Source organism: Sphingobium sp. Z007 (assembly GCF_900013425.1).
Taxonomy (GTDB): Bacteria; Pseudomonadota; Alphaproteobacteria; order Sphingomonadales; family Sphingomonadaceae; genus Sphingobium.
Map to the genome: position 1 here is coordinate 1,309,815 of NZ_FBXK01000005.1, position 15,094 is coordinate 1,324,908.

Below are 15,094 nucleotides of genomic sequence, written 5' to 3' on the forward strand. Positions count from 1 at the left end.
TCAGGAAGGGCGGCGCTCATGGGATGCTGCTCTCCGGTCCGAGGAGGCTGTTAAACGCGCCGGGGTATGGCTCGAAGATTCGCTCACCTCCCCTATCAACAGAGTTCATCATGCCGAGGATTACGTTATCTGCTGCATTGAACCCGCCCTTCATGCCGGCGCGAAAATCAGCGCTGGCGGCTGGGGTAAAAGTAAGAACATTCTCGTAGGCTCGGATAGCATCCCGGATGTCATGAAGCCGCGAAGCGTTAACGGTTGGAGGTTCGCTCCTCATCCCAGCGAGGGCCGCCTCTGCCTTTATCCGCCGCTTGCGCTCGTCCTGCATCTGATTCCATACACGGATCAGTAGCCCTGAACGCGTGGCCTCTACACGTTCGCCTGCGATGAAACGCCATAGGTCGCGGGCCGCCTCGGCATCATCTGCCCGCCGCCGTGCCTTGACCATTTCTGGTCGCAAAGCGGCGCTGTCTTCGAGAACGACTTTGCGTGTCCCTGCATCGGGGAAAGGTCCGGTTTTCCATCCCAATGCAGATAAAAGGGCGTCACGCTCCTCCGCTGCCGCAACCTGTAAGCCATCCTTACCAGTTGCAGCCACCTCCCCGCCCTTTGCGTTTTCTGCGGGTTGGGCGAGGGCGGTGATAATCCGCTCCCGCTCGTCCTGGCGCACTTCGGCGTAATCATCCATCACTTCGTAGGGGAGCGCGCGGATAGCAGCCGCCAGCGCTTCGGGTTCGTGTGTCATGCCGCCTCCTTCACAGATACGAGGGCGATCAGCTCGCCGATGGTCCGTGCCGCCAGCGCGTCGGCGTCCGCGATCGGCTGGCCGCGCAGGATCTCCAGATGATAGGCGATCCATAGGCGGCGGAAGTCGGTCGCGCGCAACACCGCGTCATCGTCGGCCAGCTTGACCGGGATGTAGAGGTGCGCCGCGATGATGAGGCGCGCAGCGCGTTCCGCATCGACGCTCGGCTCCCACGCCCTGGCGATGAACGCCATCGGCTGGCGCTCGCCCGCGCGGTTGCATTCGCGGCACCAGCCGGGCTTCGCGCAGCCGCCAGCCTTCCATGTGCCATCGGCCTGGAGATACTCGTGCCGCACGTCGATCCAGTCGCGGCGCACGCGGACGTCATCACGCATCGGCTGGCTCCTCGATCGGGAGGGCCATCTGCGCCACCTCCATATAGTGACCGGCCATCGCTTCGAGAATGCGCACAGCCTTCTTCATGGAAGCGGCGCGGCGGTGCTTGTCCTGCTTGCGAACCCGCGAGGAGTCGCGCAGCACATGGCGGCCGGCCTGGCGCAGGGCGTCACGGTCCGCCCAGGCGGGCGCGTCGATGATGGTGGCGATGGTCTGGGCTAGGTCAGGCATTTGCACCCTCCCCCCGACGGATCGCCAAAGCGATTACCGTTGCCTCGCTCATCGCGGCGTTGGCATATGCCAAATTCACGGACAGGCGCTGTAGCCCCTTCGCAATGGCTGCATTCCATTCGGCCGCCCGGTTGTCGGCCACTTGGGCGCAAGCCTCGCGGACCATAGCAGGCTGTGCTTCGGCATAGACCGGGAAGGCTTCGACCTTGCACCAGCTATTGGTTTGCCGTTCGGCCGCCGCCGTCGCGGTTTTTTCAGACATAAAGACCTGGCCGCACAAGACGAGATACTCGCCGTATTGGCGTGCCGATCTCGTGTGCAATGCACGGGCCGCGCGAAGCATCCAGGCGATGGGCCTATCAGTCACGCCGCACCCCCGGCCCGAAACGCCCGGCCGGCGTCCGTCACATGGATGAAGCAGTCGCGCTTGTCCGTGCCCTTGCGCCGTTCCAGCAGGCCATCCCGCTCCATCCGGTTCAGGGCGCGCGTAATGACAGGCTTCTCCACCTTGATCGCGGCGGCCATGTCCTTCACGCGCAGCGGCTCGACGGCGTCGGCCGCCACGCCGATGATGGCGAGCTGGCGGATCGTGAGGTCCATGTAGGCGGGCGAGGTGACGAAGGTCACCGCCTGGTCGATGAGGTTAGACATGGGCGAGCAGCTCCAATTCGAGCATGTAGGGCAAGCATTTAGCCGGGCGCCGGCGGACGCATCGAGCCATCGCGCCGACGTCCAGCGGCTGGCCGCGCCAGACCCGCACCCAGTCGGCGATGACGCCTGCCGTATGCTCCGGGTCGTGGATCAGGTTTTCGAACGGGATGTTGAGATATCGACCATCCCCGATTTTCGTCATGGCCTGCCGCGCGAGAGCCTCGTCCGTGCGGACCGCCTGCTCCATCGCCTTGCGGGCTCTCCGATTGTTCGTCATCCCCAGCAGCTTCAGCATGCTCTTGGCCTGCTCGGCTGGATTCCGCGACAGGAAGATGTTGCGATAGTCGAGTCCGATCGGCGGCTGGTTCAGATGCGGGTCGAGCAGCTTGACGGCCCTGCCCTTGCATGTGGTGTAGAACGCGCGCTGCACATCTACGTCCTTGAGGTCGCGAAGGATCGAAACCTCGTCCTCGAAATCAGGCCAGATACCGACGCACGGCGCGCCGGCGGCGTCCAGCATCTGCATGACAAGCGACGATCCGCACCGGCCGAGACCCGCGACGATGATGGTAGGAGCCTGCATCAGAACGGCACCTCGTCGCAACGCGAGCACATGCAATCGACCGGGTGCACGCGGGTAAAGTCCTCGCGCTCCACCCTCGCCGCCTTCACGCGGCTGACCGGTGCCATCACGAACACGTCATGGCCGGGATGCATCCGGGCGACGCGCTCGGCCTCATGCTCGGCGTTGCCCCGCGTATCGTGTCGCTTCGTGGGCGCGCTGCCACTCGGCCTCCAGACGGTGAAGAACGGCGGCTCCTGCTCAACCGGCGGCGTCACCGTGACCACGGGATCGGACATGAGGCGGCGCATACGGACGAGGCGCGACAGGGCGATCCCCGCGAAATTGATATTCATCGGCCGGACCTCCAGAATTGCCACCAGCGGCGGCGGGGTTGCTCCATCGGCAGGATCGGTCCGCGCGTGCGCTGCGCCTGCCATTGCGTCTGCGGCGCGGTGGTGAGCGGATCGCGGCCGCGGGTGTTGAACCGGGCGGTCACGCCGACGGCTCGTTGCGGCTGGCTTCCCACGCGGCGAGCGCCTCAAGCGCCTGCTCGCGCGCGCCGGCCGCGCCGATCGACAAGCCGATGCCATCGGCAAGATCGGTATCAACCGTTGCGGTCAGGAGGCGGCTCAGCGCGCGCACCAGCAGCGTAGAGACGTCGTGCTTGATCGGGCCGGGAGAAACGCGCGCTGCGGCTTCCAGCATCGGCTGGATCGGGAAGTGCATCAGAGCCATGACTGCACATCCTTCGCGATGGCGTAGAACAGCAGGCCGATGGCGGCCGCGCCGGACAGGATCATGATCGCTTCATGCCACAGCTGCGCCTCCCAAAGCATGGCGACATGGCGCTGGCGATATGCGGGGGCGCCGACGGTCAGCGCGGACGGCTGGTGCACAGGGCGACCGTGGCGGCGCAGATAGTCCTCGGCCCAGGCCACGACGCCATCGCCCTGCCCCTCCACCATGCCCAGTCCAGCGGACAGCCGCTCCAGCCGGAGCCATGCATCATCGAAGCGTTTGAAGGATGCAGGGTCGGACAGGTAGCCGGGCGCATGGGCTTCGCGCAGTGCGTCTTCGAGCCAGTCCAGCTCGGCGGCAGTGACCGCATCTTCTATGTCGTTTGCGGCAGCCGGCGATGCGGCGGCGATGGAGAGTGCAGGCATATGACCTCCCGTTGATTACGGGAGCGACATTACGGTTATCGTAATCCACGGTCAAGCGGATAAATTACGTTTTCCGTAATTATGCTTCGGCGGTTATCCACAGATTTTCCGACGCCCGTGGTTAACGCCACTTTCATTCTTGCTCACGAACAATAGAACATATCAAGAACACTAGGCCGAATCGCAGGGCGGGAATGACTAGTCAGACGGTTTACAGGGCGGTTTGCTTTGGGAGGCCAATTGGCCCGTGGCGTAGCGATATCAGGCTCGCGCGCAGAGATCTTATGGAAGAAGGACTTGGGGATTACAGCGAGTATGGCCGCGCGTTCTACATCATGGTGCCGGGCGATATTGAAACGGCATGCCGAAGCCAGGTCATGAACGCGGCGTGATCGTCACATGCGCGACGCGCGCCAGATTACGCGGCCTACGACGCGAAAGCCGCCACCGCTGATCGGGATTTCCTCATGCGCAGGATTACTGGAGCAAGGCACAAGTCGCGCAGGGCTCTCCTCATATTGCTTGAATGTGGTTTCGCCCTCGCCGTTCTCGATAACGTAATACCGGCCTGGCCATAGATCGACGTCCATGGGGTCGATGATAATGGTTGAACCGTCGGGGACTACGAGATCCATCGAATCGCCTTCGACGGTCAAAGCATATGCGCTGGGCGGCATGGATGGATCGGGTGATGGGATAGATCGCCGCGCGGTATTCATCGCCTCAAGCCAATTGCCTCCCGGCACTTTGCCCAGCAGCGGGATCGGCCTGGCGGCTGGAACAGCTTCATCAAAAAGCCCCAGCCAGGATGCCAATGTAGGCATCTCGTGCGGCTGGACACGTCGATCGCCCTTCAGGATTTCCGTTATGCGCGCCGGTGCCAGGCTGAGGTGATCCGCCAACGCTTTTTGCGTGAACTTCTTGTCCGCAACCTGGCGGCGCAACTCGGCAACAATGTCATCATGATTCGGCACAGGGTCACATTGCGAAAATCGTAATGGGCGGTCGATGACGGACATCGTAATCTATCCTTGCGAAAAATTACGGTAATCGTAATATAGCGGGATGCAGAACGCGGCAGAAATAGTGGAAGCACTTGGTGGGACGGTCGCCGTCGCCAAGGCGCTCGACATCGCTCCAACCACGGTATCGAGCTGGAAGACTGCCGGCCGGATACCACCATGGCGAATGCCCGTGATTAGAGCATTGGCGGAAAGATGCGCGGTGACCCTTTCGGACGAAGGATTTTCTCCAGCCGCTCTGCTGACGCCTAGCGAGGCCGCGGAACCATTTCCAGAGCATTAACCATCATTTGTTCACTTAACGTTCTTTTTCACATTTGAGCATCACGGGGCATCTCATGTCTGAAGGCAGCGTAGCAGCGGATCAACTTCGGCTTCTGATCGAGCGCGTCGAGCGGCTGGAGGAAGAGAAGAAGGGCATCAACGACGACATCAAGGACGTCTATCTGGAGGCGAAGGCCACCGGTTACGACCCGAAGATGATGCGTCAGATCGTGCGGCTTCGGAAGATGGACCCGAACGACCGGCGCGAGATGCAGGCGATCCTCGAAACCTACATGGCCGCGCTGGGCATGGATGACGGCGCGCATCGCGAACCCGCCATGTTCGCCGATCATGACGGCCGGCCGGACCCCAAGACGCCCGCCCCTGCCCCCAGCGCGGACGACGCGGAGCGGTTCACCGCCGCACTCAATCTGGTGGTCGATCACCAAAACGCATCCGCCTCCTGGCTCCAGCGCCAGATGCGCATCGGCTATAACCAGGCGGCGCGGCTGGTCGAGCAGCTGGAGAGCCACGGCGTGATCGGGCCGCCCAATCATGTCGGCAAGCGTGACGTGTTGGTGCCACCTGGCGGAGCGGCTCATCCGGCGCTGAAAGAGCTGCATGACCTTTGCGCCAAGGATGGCGCGACGATGTCCTTGAGCATCGATGGCGGGCCAATGATCCCGATCGTGGAGCGGGCGGTCGGCTGATGCTCGACACTGTCACCCCCACTGTCGTTACAATGGCGCGCGCCACCCTGTATCTGGGTGACGCCTACCTGCTGTTGGCCCGCCTCGGCTGGGTCGACGCGATCGTCACCGATCCGCCCTACGAATTCAGGGCGGAGGGCGGAGGGCATTATCGCGCTGAGCGGCAAGGCATGGATCAGATCCTCGACGAAGGCCTGGCGGACGGGTTTGATTTGTCGATCATTAATCCCCTGCTGTGCGGCGGTGTCGTCGTGTTCTGCCACAACGACCAGCTGCCCCAGGTGCTGCCCTATCTGGACGGCAGTTTCGAGCGGCAGGCGTTGTGCATCTGGCGCAAAAAGAACCCCCAGCCGGTGGCGAACAAGCATTATCGGCCGGTAATGGAGATCTACATCCACGCGTGGAACCGGGGCTATCACCCCCGCGGGACGCTGCTGGAACTCGATCGTGAGATCGTGGCGATGTCACCGCGCGGCGATGCGAAGTTCGGCCATCCCACGGTGAAGCCGGATGCGGTGATGGACAAGATCATCACCAACGTCGCAGGCGAGATCATCTGTGATCCCTTCATGGGGACAGGATCGACCGGCGTCGCGGCCGTGAAGGCCGGGCGGCGCTTCATCGGGATCGAGCATAATCCCAAGCATTTTGCGACCGCCGTCGAGCGGTTGCGGCGGGCGCACGAGGATCACGTGCCGCCCTGATACCAGCTACCCCTGTCGAATGTACCACCCGGAAGGCCGCGTCGGCCCGGGCAAGAACAAGGACACGATGTCCCTCCGGGCGGTCCGGCAATTGCCGCCCGGCTGGTCGCAAGACCGATAGGGGCCAAGCGGTTTCGACAGGGGGGATTGGACGCCGCAAATCGTGACCACCGACGCACTTTTTCTGAGGAGATCATCATGACCGGCATCCATCCGGCGCCAAAGGAATTCACGGGCGACCAGCTTAGCGCTGACCCGATCCTGCGCTATTTCCACTATTCGCACCTGCCCGAGTTCCTTCAGGCGGCGTCCAAGCCTTTCTGTGATCTGGCGGGGTTGATCATCGAGACGCTGCCCCGCAACCCGGAACGCACTGTCGCCCTGCGCAAGCTTCTGGAAGCCAAAGACGCGGCTGTCCGCGCCAACGTCAACTGACATCACCGGACCCCGGCCGCGCGCCGGGGCGAGGATGAGATCAGCGGGTGCCCTATGATTATCGAACTGCCCTTCCCAGCGTCGATCCTGTGGCCGAACGGTCGCGGGCATCACATGCGCAAGCATAAGGCGACAAAGACCCACAAGGGATGGGCGCGCGTGGCCGCGCTGGCGAAGCGCGCAGACGCCCCGTCGGGAGATCGACTGCGTCTCGTTGCCACGTTCCACTGCAAACCGGCAGGCCCCCTGCCTGACAAGGACAATGCCGGGGCCAGCATCAAAGCCTATCAGGATGGCATCGCCTGGGCGCTCGGCGTCGACGATCGCCATTTCGGCCAGCCCGTCGTCCAGTTCGGCGACCGCGCCAAATATGGCAAGGTCATCATCGAGGTCGTGGCGACATGAGCTGGGAGGCTGAGAACTGGGCGCGACAGCAACGCACCGGCGACCCTGTCACCAAGGCGGTTCTGGTAGGCATCGCCAACTGGATGAACCCCAAGGGCGATCAATGTCAGGTGTCCATGCGCCGACTGGCGGACGAGGTCGAGATATCGATTCGGACGGCGCAGCGGCATGTGCAACGGCTGGCTGAAATGGGCTTCGTCGAGAAGTCTGAAGCCGTGCGCAATGACGGTGGACAGGGCTGGAACAGCTTCCGTTTCCCCGGATACAAGCCGCCCAAAGTGTCGCATGTTCCGCCGCCCGGAAAGGCCGATACCCCCCATGACAAATTGACAGGGGGGGAGGGTGACAAATTGACGCCCCCCCATGACAGATTGTCACCCTCCCCCGCGACAGATTGTCATGGGGAGGGTGACATAGCTGTGTCAGGGGAAGGATCTGATAAGGATAATAAAACCCCCCATAGTCCCCCAAGGGGGGATGATATTGCTGGAAAGCGCAATCGGGGTAACAGGATTCCCGAAGACTGGTCCCCGCCTGCCATCGCCGCCCTGCCCCCAGGTGCCAAGGCCAAGGCGCGGCAATGGCCCGCCGGTGCGTACGAAGCGGAAGCGGAGGCGTTCCTCAACTTCTGGCTGGCGGAAGGCCGCGCAGGCTCTCGCAAGCTCGACTGGACCCGCACATGGTGCAACCGGATCAACGAGATCACCGGCCGCGTGCTGCGCGACGCGAAAGCAGGGGTGCGCCACACCGCGCCGGCGGCGCCCGGCCCTGTCCAGCCGCCAAAGGCGCATGACACCAGCCGTGAGTTCGCAGCGGCGGCAAAGATCCGCGCGCAGGCCAAGGTCAAGCTGGGCGATCAGATTTACGGCCAGTGGGTAGCGCCGTCTCGGCTCGACATCGATGCGTGGACGGTCACCGTCGTCGCGGTCAGCAGCTTCGCCAGCAGTTATTTGCGCGACAACTACGCCAACGAGATCGGCCAAGCGATGCATGCAGTGCTCGGCCCGGACGCGGACTTGCGCTTCACGCACGAAACGCCAGCGGCATGACGGGGGGACGATAGAAATGCCTGAGCTCAAGAAATATTGCCGCCAGTGCGATGCGCGCGTGTCCGTCTCGGATGCGAACCGCTGCGCTTGGCGCTTCTGCAAGGCCAAGCAGAACTGGCCGATCACGTCGGGCCGCTACACATCGCCTGCGCTGCTCGCCACAGTGTCGAACTCGCCGGTCGAAATCTGCGAGATCATCTTCAAGGTTGCCGGTGACGATCAGGCCATCGTCGCCGAGATCCGCCTCGATTCGCAGGTCGAGCGGCTGTTGCGCATGCGGCAGGCGATCATCTGGACGGCGAAAGGCCGCGGCTATTCCTTCCACAAGATCGGCCGCGCCATCAACCGAGACCATTCGACCGTGATCCACGCCTATCGCATCGCGCGCGGCCTCATCGAAACCGACCCAGCCTTCCGCGCCCGCTGCGTGGCGCTGGCGATTGACGAGGCACATGCGGCATGAAGGGCCTTGCAGGCAAACAGGCGCGTTTCGTCGAAGAGTATCTCATCGATCTCAACGCCAGCGCCGCCTATCGCCGCGCCGGCTATCGCGCACGCGGCAACTCCGCAGAGGCCAGCGCCGCCAAATTACTCAGGCATCCTAAGGTCTCGGTGGCGATCGCCGCCGCGCAGGCCGCGCGCTCCGAGCGCACCGAGATCACCGCCGACATGGTGCTGCAGCACTGGTGGGCGATTGGCACCGCGAACGCCAACGACCTGATCGAGATGCGCCGCGTGTGCTGCCGTCACTGTTATGGCATCGACTTCGAATATCAGTGGATCGACGCCGCCGAATATGATTCCGCCATCAAGCTGGCGGCCATGGTAGAGAATGCGGACCCGCGCACCTTCCCGACTGATGACGGCGGCTATGGCTTCAATAAGACGCTGATCCCCCATCGCGCCTGCCCCAAATGCTTTGGCGAGGGGCGCGAAGATGTGTTTGCCCACGACACACGTCAGCTCAAGGGCGCTGCCCGCCTGCTCTACGCCGGCGTCGAGATCACCCGCGACGGAATGAAGATCAAGATGCGCGACCAGGACAAGGCGATGGAGAACGTCGCCAGGCATCTGGGCATGTTCAAGGAGAAGATCGAGGTCGACGCCGGCGAGAACCTCGCCGCACTGATCGCAGCCCGTCGCGCCCGGGCGATGCGCAATCGTGAGCCTGACGGGAATCAATGAGACATGATCCGTCACTCAGTGACGATGCGCTGTTGGCGGAGGCGATCGGCGATTTCACGCACGATCCACTAGGTCACGTCCTCTTCTCGTATCCCTGGGGCGAGAAAGGGACGCCCCTTGAAAAGCATCCCGGCCCGCGCGTCTGGCAGAAAGAGGTGCTCGAAGACATAGGCGAGCATCTGTCCAATCCCGAGACGCGCTTCACGCCCTTGATGATCGCCCGCGCATCGGGTCACGGCATCGGCAAGTCCGCGCTGATCTCCATGATCGCGAAGTGGGGCCTTGATACCTGCGACGATTGCAAGGTTGTCATCACCGCCAACACAGAACCCCAGCTGCGAACCAAGACGATTCCCGAGATCGCGAAGTGGGCGCGCATGGCGATCACCAACACATGGTTCAAGATTACCGCCTCCGCCCTCGCCTCGACCGTGCCGGGCCACGAGAAGAGCTGGCGGCTCGATGCCGTCACATGGTCGAAAGAGAATACAGAAGCGTTCGCGGGCCTGCATAACGAGGGCAAGCGCATCATCATCATCTACGATGAGGCGTCCGGCATCGATGACAAGGTATGGGAGGTCACGCTCGGCGCACTGACCGACGCCGACACTGAGATCATCTGGCTCGCATTTGGCAACCCGACCAAGAATACGGGCTGGTTTCGCCAGTGCTTCGGGAAGCTGCGCAACCGCTGGAAGACGAAGCAGATCGATAGCCGGTCGGTGGAAGGTACGAACAAAGCCTATCTGCAGGAGCTGGTCGACACCTATGGCGTGGACAGCGATATCGTGAAGGTCCGTGTTCGTGGCATGTTCCCGTCTGCCTCTTCCATGCAGTTCATAGGCTCCGACCTGGTCGAGGCCGCGCGTGCCCGCGAGCCCGTGGTGCTGCGTACCGATCCCGTCATCTTCGGCGTCGATGTCGCCCGCTTCGGTGATGACCATAGCACGCTCGCCATCCGCCAGGGCCGTGACGCGCGATCGCGCCCGTGGAAGCGCTGGTACAAAGAGGACACGATGCAGGTTGCGGGCGACATCGCGCTCGAAGCGATGAAGTGGCACCCTGATGCGATCATGGTCGACGTCGGCGCCATGGGTGCGGGTGTGATCGATCGCCTGCGCCAGATCCTGCCTGATACGCTGATCGTCGAGGTCGCATTCGGCGGCAAGGGCCGCGATGCCACATGGTCGGGCAATGTCCGCGTCCGCACGGCGAACAAGCGGTCGGAGATATGGACGACCATGCGCTCCTGGCTCGAATATGGCGCGATCCCCGACGAGCAGGCGATCGAGGACGATCTGATCGCCCCTGAATATAGCTATGATGCTGACCAGCGCATCCTGCTGGAACGCAAGGAGCACATGCGCGCTCGCGGTGTAGCCTCGCCCGATGATGGCGACGCCCTCGCCTGCACCTTCGCGGAGCCCGTCGCACCCCGCGCCCTGCCCGCCTCTCTCAATCCGGCCAGCTATGGTATCGGGCAGCAAGGCGATCGTTATGCCGGTGACGATGGCTTTGCAGAGGATCGCTACGCCTGACCTTCCACCACCAGCATATTCTTGCCCGCCCATGGCCTGTGTATCTCCATGGTCCATGTGCATGCCCAAAGCCCCAAAAGCCACGACCGTACCGGAGCGCCAGGCTGCGCAGATGCCGGAGAAGGATGCATCCACCCGCTCTGGTGATGACGCCCGCCGCCGGCGCGGCTTCTCGTCCCTGATCGTTACCGGCAACACAGCCGCCAGCGCAGCCGCGCCAGCAACGACCACGACCGTCCTCGGCGCGTAAATGGCGACGCTGAGCCTGAATCCCCAAAAAGAGCTTACGCTCAAGCAGCACGTGAAGGCGCGCGCTGTTACGATGCAGGCGCTTCTCGACGAGGAAAAGGCTGAGTGGCACGAGATCGCCGTCTATTCAGGCTATCCGATCACGGACGGTCTGATCTCGACCCATACCGGCCGCAAGCGTCCGCGGTCTCGCCCGCTCTATGACGGCCATTCGATCCGCGTGTTCCGCTATGTCGAGAGCGGCCTCTACAGCGGCAACAGTTCGCCCAATCGCCCATGGTTCAACTTCGCCCTTAAGCGTGACCGTGGCGGCAAGTCCACCGCGACGCAGGCCACAAAGATATGGTTCGGCCAGTGCGTGTCCGTGTTGTCGATGATCTTCGCGGCCTCGAACTTCTATCGCGTCGTGCGCTCCAACTATGGGCAGCTCGGCCGCTTCGGCAATGCCGCGGCGATCATGGATGATGACGACGAGTTCGGGATCAACTGCACCGCGCTCAAGATCGGCGAGTTCGCCTGTGATGTGAACCGGAAGGGTCGGGTCGATACGCTGCTCCGCTGGGTCCAGATGACCACGCGCCAGCTGGTCGACGGCTATGTCCGCCAGCTTGACGGCAGCATGGACTGGTCGCTGGTCGATCCGGCCGTGCGCACGGCGTGGGACGCATCGAGCTATACGGCGACGTTTCTCATCTATCACCTGATCGAGCCCAACGCCGAATATCGCGAGCGCGGCTGGGGCGCGACCGGTATGAAGTGGCGTTCGGTCAAATGGATGGCCTGCGACAGCGACCCTAATCGCATCCTTGAGAATCGTGGCTATATCGAGCAACCCTTCTGGGTGGCGCGCTGGGCGGTGGACGGCACCGACATATGGGCGACCGGCCCCGGACGCGACGCGCTCCCCGACATGCGCGAGTTGCAGGCCCAGTCCAAGCGTAAGGGCGAAGTAACCGACATGGTCGTCAAGCCGCCGACGCAGGGGCCTCGCGACTTCCGGATGCGGCCGGGCCAGCACACCGCGCTGGCCAGCGTCGATGCTGGCAAGGTCGAAGTGGTGTACGAAGCGCCGTATCAGGCGATCAACCTTGTCGGCCAGGACGTACAGGAATGCCGTCGCGCGATCAGTGAGGCGACCTATGCCGATCTGTTCATGGCGATCACGGAACGCGATGGCGTGCAGCCGCTCAACGATCTGGAGACCCAGCTCCGCAACGACGAGAAGATGACGCAGCTCGGACCCGTGATCGAGAGCATCAACGCGGATATGCTCGCGATCGCCGTGGAGCGCGCCTTCGGCATCGCCGTGCGTGGCGGCCTGTTCGAGCCCCCGCCGGAGGAACTGGAGGACGAGGAGCTCGACATCGAATTCATATCCGTCCTGGCGCAGGCGCAGAAAATGATGGGCGCGGGACAGACCGAGCGCTCCCTCGCCTTCGTCGGCGCCGTCGCCCAGTTCCAGCCCGACGCGATCGACCTGGTCGACGGTGACGCGCTGGTGCGCGATCATTGGGAGCGCAGCGCCGCCCCGGCGGTCGGCATGCGTGACCCGTCCGTGGTCGAACAGATCCGTGCTCAACGCCAGCAGCAGCAACAGCAGGACCGCATGGCGCAAATGGCACAGCCCGCGAAGGCCGGTGTCGAGGCGGCCGCCCTCCTCAACGAGATCGGCCAGCAATGAGCAGGCAGGTAGAAGAGCAGGAGCTGCGCGACCTGGTGGAAGTTCGCGCTTTTCGACGATTTCTTTTCAGGATCGTAGAAAGCGCCGGTATCGCCATCCCAGCCACCAAGGACGACACATCCCTTCGATTGGAAGGTCGGCGCGCCTTGGGGTTGGAAATTCTCGGATGGATCGATGCGGCCTTGCCGCACGCGACCCCCAGCGCCCAGCCACTGGCCGCGCTGCACCTCGCCATATCCGAGGCTCTTACCCCCAAGGAGAAACCCAGTGCACGTCGGAATCGCTATGAAGATCAGTCGGAGGAATAACCTCCTCTTGCGCACGGCAATGACGCCGATGGAGCGCCGTATCGGTCGTTTCATGCGTGCGCCCGATCATGATGCTGGCACCGGTGGCAGCGATGCGCCCGCCGATACTGTTGCGGACCCCGTCGCCGATCCGGTCGCCGACCCTGACGGCACGTTGCTCGGTGGCAATGCGGAACCCAAGGCCGAACCCAAGCCTGATGCTGATCCGGAAGGAGGTGATCCCAAATCTCCCGACGAGGGAGGCGAGAAGGACAAGGATCCCGCCGCCTCCCTTATCGGTGCGCCCGAGAAATATGAGTTCGCCCTCGGCGAGGGTGTGACCTTCGACAAGGATGCGTTCGAGGCGATAGAGCCGATCCTTCGCGACATGGACCTCAGCCAGGACGCGGCAAACAAGATCATCGGCGGCTATGCCGAAAAGGTGCTGCCGGTCCTGCAACAGCGCGCGGAGACGCAGGCCGCTGAAGCGGGCCAGCAGCTTATGGCCGATTGGGCGAAAGCGACGTTGGCGGACAAGGAGCTCGGCGGCGCACGGCTCGAGGAGAGCAAGGCGCTCGCCGCCCGCACCATTTCGCGGTTCCTCCCGCAGACCGAAGAAGGCCAGAAGTTCCGCACTTTCCTCAATGAATCAGGCCTCGGCAATCATCCCCAGATGATGCGGATGTTGTCGCGGATAGGGCGTGAATTGAGCGAGGCGAAAGTCGATCCGGGGACAGGGGGCGGCCGTCCTTTGACCACGGAAGAGAAATTCTACGGCCGGAAAGGATCATAATGGCTGTTCTCGCATCGAATGTACCGACGCTGATCGACATCGTCCAAGGGCTCGCCCCCGATGGGTCGCAGCTGCACGTCGCAGAAGTCCTCAAGCAGACCAACCCTATCCTGGAGGATATGGTCTGGATGGAGGGAAACCTTCTCACCGGCCACAAGGACAGCGTGCGCACCTCGTTGCCCGAAGGTAGCTGGCGCTCGCTCAATGCGGGTGTGCCCATCACCAAGGGCAGCAGCACCCCGATCGAAGAGACGTGTGCCCTGCTGGAGGATTACAGCCAGGTCGATGCGGAAATCGCCAAGATATCGGGCAACGTCGAGGCCTACCGCCTGCGGGAAGGTCGCGCGCATATCCAGGGCAACAGCCACAAGATGGCTCGCACCCTGATGTACGGCAACACCGCTGCGGGCGACGGCTTTACCGGGTTCGGCAACCGCTTCAACACGCTGAATGCGGCGAACGACCAGAAGGCGGGCCAGATCCTCGACTGCGGCGGCAGCGGCACCAAACTGCGCTCGATCTATCTGATCGGCTGGAGCCACGAAACCGTTACGGGTATCTATCCCAAGAACACAGTCGGCGGTCTCCAGCACGAGGACGTCACTACGCCGGGCGCTGGTACCGACACGATGGTGCTGCGCGACGCAGCCAATAACCCGTACCAGGGCTATATGGATCACTGGGTCTGGCGCTGCGGCCTGATGGTCAAGGACTATCGTTACATCGTGCGCGCTGCCAACATCGATGTCGATGCTCTGGTCAAGAACAAGGCCACCGGTGCCGATATCGAGGACATCATGACCCAGATGGTCGAGATGATCGAAGGCCTCGAAGGCGTCCGCGCCGCGTTCTATGCGCCGCGTGAGCTGACCGCGATGCTTCGCCGCCAGATGAACAACACGAAGGGCACGTTCCTGTCGTGGGATCAGGCCGGCGGCAAGAAGGTCATGAACTTCGGCGAGGTGCCGGTGCGCCGCACCGACGCGCTGAAGGTCAACGAATCGCGCGTCGTTTAAGCGCCAGG

25 protein-coding genes and 1 pseudogene are annotated in these 15,094 nt (G+C 63.1%); 15 read left to right on the forward strand and 11 right to left on the reverse strand.

Translation table 11 applies throughout. The features are described 5' to 3' along the window. Positions 1 to 16: 16 nt before the first annotated feature. The 11 genes from CEQ44_RS14250 to CEQ44_RS14300 form a co-directional block, all read right to left on the reverse strand. On the reverse strand, positions 17 to 742 hold the full coding sequence (locus CEQ44_RS14250) for a hypothetical protein (RefSeq protein WP_088183996.1): 726 nt from the start codon (positions 740 to 742) through the stop codon (positions 17 to 19). Continuing rightward, on the reverse strand, positions 739 to 1,137 hold the full coding sequence (locus CEQ44_RS14255; protein WP_088183995.1) for a hypothetical protein: 399 nt from the start codon (positions 1,135 to 1,137) through the stop codon (positions 739 to 741). Before CEQ44_RS14255 ends, CEQ44_RS14250 begins: the two co-directional genes overlap by 4 nt. Continuing rightward, the gene (locus tag CEQ44_RS14260) at positions 1,130 to 1,369 is read right to left on the reverse strand and encodes a hypothetical protein (RefSeq protein WP_088183994.1); all 240 of its coding nucleotides are present in this window, start codon (positions 1,367 to 1,369) and stop codon (positions 1,130 to 1,132) included. The genes CEQ44_RS14255 and CEQ44_RS14260 overlap by 8 nt, the downstream gene beginning before the upstream one ends. Next, positions 1,362 to 1,712: a hypothetical protein gene (locus CEQ44_RS14265; RefSeq protein ID WP_140419329.1), complete on the reverse strand. Its 351-nt coding sequence runs from the start codon at positions 1,710 to 1,712 to the stop codon at positions 1,362 to 1,364. The genes CEQ44_RS14260 and CEQ44_RS14265 overlap by 8 nt, the downstream gene beginning before the upstream one ends. A gap of 20 nt (positions 1,713 to 1,732) precedes the next feature. Further along, the gene (locus CEQ44_RS14270; RefSeq protein WP_088183992.1) at positions 1,733 to 2,020 is read right to left on the reverse strand and encodes a MarR family transcriptional regulator; all 288 of its coding nucleotides are present in this window, start codon (positions 2,018 to 2,020) and stop codon (positions 1,733 to 1,735) included. Further along, a complete protein-coding gene (locus tag CEQ44_RS14275) occupies positions 2,013 to 2,546 on the reverse strand; it encodes a sulfotransferase (RefSeq protein WP_176400307.1) in 534 nt (177 codons plus the stop codon). The genes CEQ44_RS14270 and CEQ44_RS14275 overlap by 8 nt, the downstream gene beginning before the upstream one ends. A gap of 56 nt (positions 2,547 to 2,602) precedes the next feature. Further along, on the reverse strand, positions 2,603 to 2,938 hold the full coding sequence (locus tag CEQ44_RS14280; protein ID WP_088190837.1) for a hypothetical protein: 336 nt from the start codon (positions 2,936 to 2,938) through the stop codon (positions 2,603 to 2,605). Next, positions 2,935 to 3,081: a hypothetical protein gene (locus CEQ44_RS24450; RefSeq protein WP_176400306.1), complete on the reverse strand. Its 147-nt coding sequence runs from the start codon at positions 3,079 to 3,081 to the stop codon at positions 2,935 to 2,937. Before CEQ44_RS24450 ends, CEQ44_RS14280 begins: the two co-directional genes overlap by 4 nt. Beyond that, positions 3,078 to 3,320, reverse strand: a complete 243-nt coding sequence (locus CEQ44_RS14285) for a hypothetical protein (RefSeq protein ID WP_088190020.1) — start codon at positions 3,318 to 3,320, stop codon at positions 3,078 to 3,080. Before CEQ44_RS14285 ends, CEQ44_RS24450 begins: the two co-directional genes overlap by 4 nt. After that, positions 3,311 to 3,748, reverse strand: a complete 438-nt coding sequence (locus CEQ44_RS14290; protein ID WP_088183988.1) for a hypothetical protein — start codon at positions 3,746 to 3,748, stop codon at positions 3,311 to 3,313. The genes CEQ44_RS14285 and CEQ44_RS14290 overlap by 10 nt, the downstream gene beginning before the upstream one ends. A gap of 395 nt (positions 3,749 to 4,143) precedes the next feature. Further along, on the reverse strand, positions 4,144 to 4,767 hold the full coding sequence (locus CEQ44_RS14300; protein ID WP_088183986.1) for a LexA family transcriptional regulator: 624 nt from the start codon (positions 4,765 to 4,767) through the stop codon (positions 4,144 to 4,146). 46 nt (positions 4,768 to 4,813) lie between these two features. Here CEQ44_RS14300 and CEQ44_RS25395 point away from each other — a divergent pair, with 46 nt between their 5' ends. From CEQ44_RS25395 to CEQ44_RS14355, 15 genes and pseudogenes are all read left to right on the forward strand, one after another. Continuing rightward, the gene (locus tag CEQ44_RS25395) at positions 4,814 to 5,053 is read left to right on the forward strand and encodes a carph-isopro domain-containing protein (protein ID WP_373438203.1); all 240 of its coding nucleotides are present in this window, start codon (positions 4,814 to 4,816) and stop codon (positions 5,051 to 5,053) included. 55 nt (positions 5,054 to 5,108) lie between these two features. After that, positions 5,109 to 5,348 (forward strand): annotated as a pseudogene (locus CEQ44_RS25115) (DUF2312 domain-containing protein); the annotation flags it as partial. Positions 5,349 to 5,372: 24 nt separating this feature from the next. Further along, positions 5,373 to 5,744 carry a DNA translocase FtsK gene (locus CEQ44_RS24455; protein ID WP_254913714.1) on the forward strand — a complete coding sequence of 124 codons (372 nt, stop codon included), beginning with the start codon at positions 5,373 to 5,375 and terminating at the stop codon, positions 5,742 to 5,744. Next, positions 5,744 to 6,448: a DNA methyltransferase gene (locus CEQ44_RS14310; protein WP_088183984.1), complete on the forward strand. Its 705-nt coding sequence runs from the start codon at positions 5,744 to 5,746 to the stop codon at positions 6,446 to 6,448. Before CEQ44_RS24455 ends, CEQ44_RS14310 begins: the two co-directional genes overlap by 1 nt. A gap of 198 nt (positions 6,449 to 6,646) precedes the next feature. Then, positions 6,647 to 6,883, forward strand: coding sequence for a hypothetical protein (locus CEQ44_RS14315; protein WP_088183983.1), 237 nt, complete (start codon positions 6,647 to 6,649; stop codon positions 6,881 to 6,883). Between the two features lie 54 nt (positions 6,884 to 6,937). After that, positions 6,938 to 7,288, forward strand: coding sequence for a hypothetical protein (locus CEQ44_RS14320; protein ID WP_088183982.1), 351 nt, complete (start codon positions 6,938 to 6,940; stop codon positions 7,286 to 7,288). Next, entirely contained in the window at positions 7,285 to 8,337 is a 1,053-nt protein-coding gene (locus CEQ44_RS24025) for a DnaA N-terminal domain-containing protein (RefSeq protein WP_140419327.1), read from the forward strand. Before CEQ44_RS14320 ends, CEQ44_RS24025 begins: the two co-directional genes overlap by 4 nt. 16 nt (positions 8,338 to 8,353) lie before the next feature. Next, positions 8,354 to 8,800 (forward strand): helix-turn-helix domain-containing protein, encoded by a 447-nt coding sequence (locus CEQ44_RS14325; protein WP_176400305.1) that lies wholly within the window; start codon positions 8,354 to 8,356, stop codon positions 8,798 to 8,800. Then, positions 8,797 to 9,522, forward strand: a complete 726-nt coding sequence (locus tag CEQ44_RS14330) for a terminase small subunit (RefSeq protein WP_088183980.1) — start codon at positions 8,797 to 8,799, stop codon at positions 9,520 to 9,522. The genes CEQ44_RS14325 and CEQ44_RS14330 overlap by 4 nt, the downstream gene beginning before the upstream one ends. After that, positions 9,519 to 11,060 (forward strand): terminase, encoded by a 1,542-nt coding sequence (locus CEQ44_RS14335; RefSeq protein ID WP_088183979.1) that lies wholly within the window; start codon positions 9,519 to 9,521, stop codon positions 11,058 to 11,060. The genes CEQ44_RS14330 and CEQ44_RS14335 overlap by 4 nt, the downstream gene beginning before the upstream one ends. A gap of 61 nt (positions 11,061 to 11,121) precedes the next feature. Further along, positions 11,122 to 11,310 (forward strand): hypothetical protein, encoded by a 189-nt coding sequence (locus tag CEQ44_RS24030; protein WP_088183978.1) that lies wholly within the window; start codon positions 11,122 to 11,124, stop codon positions 11,308 to 11,310. Positions 11,311 to 11,382: 72 nt separating this feature from the next. Beyond that, positions 11,383 to 12,990, forward strand: coding sequence for a portal protein (locus CEQ44_RS14340; protein ID WP_176400304.1), 1,608 nt, complete (start codon positions 11,383 to 11,385; stop codon positions 12,988 to 12,990). Continuing rightward, positions 12,987 to 13,298, forward strand: coding sequence for a hypothetical protein (locus CEQ44_RS14345; protein ID WP_088183976.1), 312 nt, complete (start codon positions 12,987 to 12,989; stop codon positions 13,296 to 13,298). The genes CEQ44_RS14340 and CEQ44_RS14345 overlap by 4 nt, the downstream gene beginning before the upstream one ends. Before the next feature lie 28 nt (positions 13,299 to 13,326). Next, the gene (locus CEQ44_RS14350; RefSeq protein ID WP_088190835.1) at positions 13,327 to 14,070 is read left to right on the forward strand and encodes a hypothetical protein; all 744 of its coding nucleotides are present in this window, start codon (positions 13,327 to 13,329) and stop codon (positions 14,068 to 14,070) included. Continuing rightward, positions 14,070 to 15,086 (forward strand): major capsid protein, encoded by a 1,017-nt coding sequence (locus tag CEQ44_RS14355; RefSeq protein WP_088183974.1) that lies wholly within the window; start codon positions 14,070 to 14,072, stop codon positions 15,084 to 15,086. Before CEQ44_RS14350 ends, CEQ44_RS14355 begins: the two co-directional genes overlap by 1 nt. Positions 15,087 to 15,094: the final 8 nt, after the last annotated feature.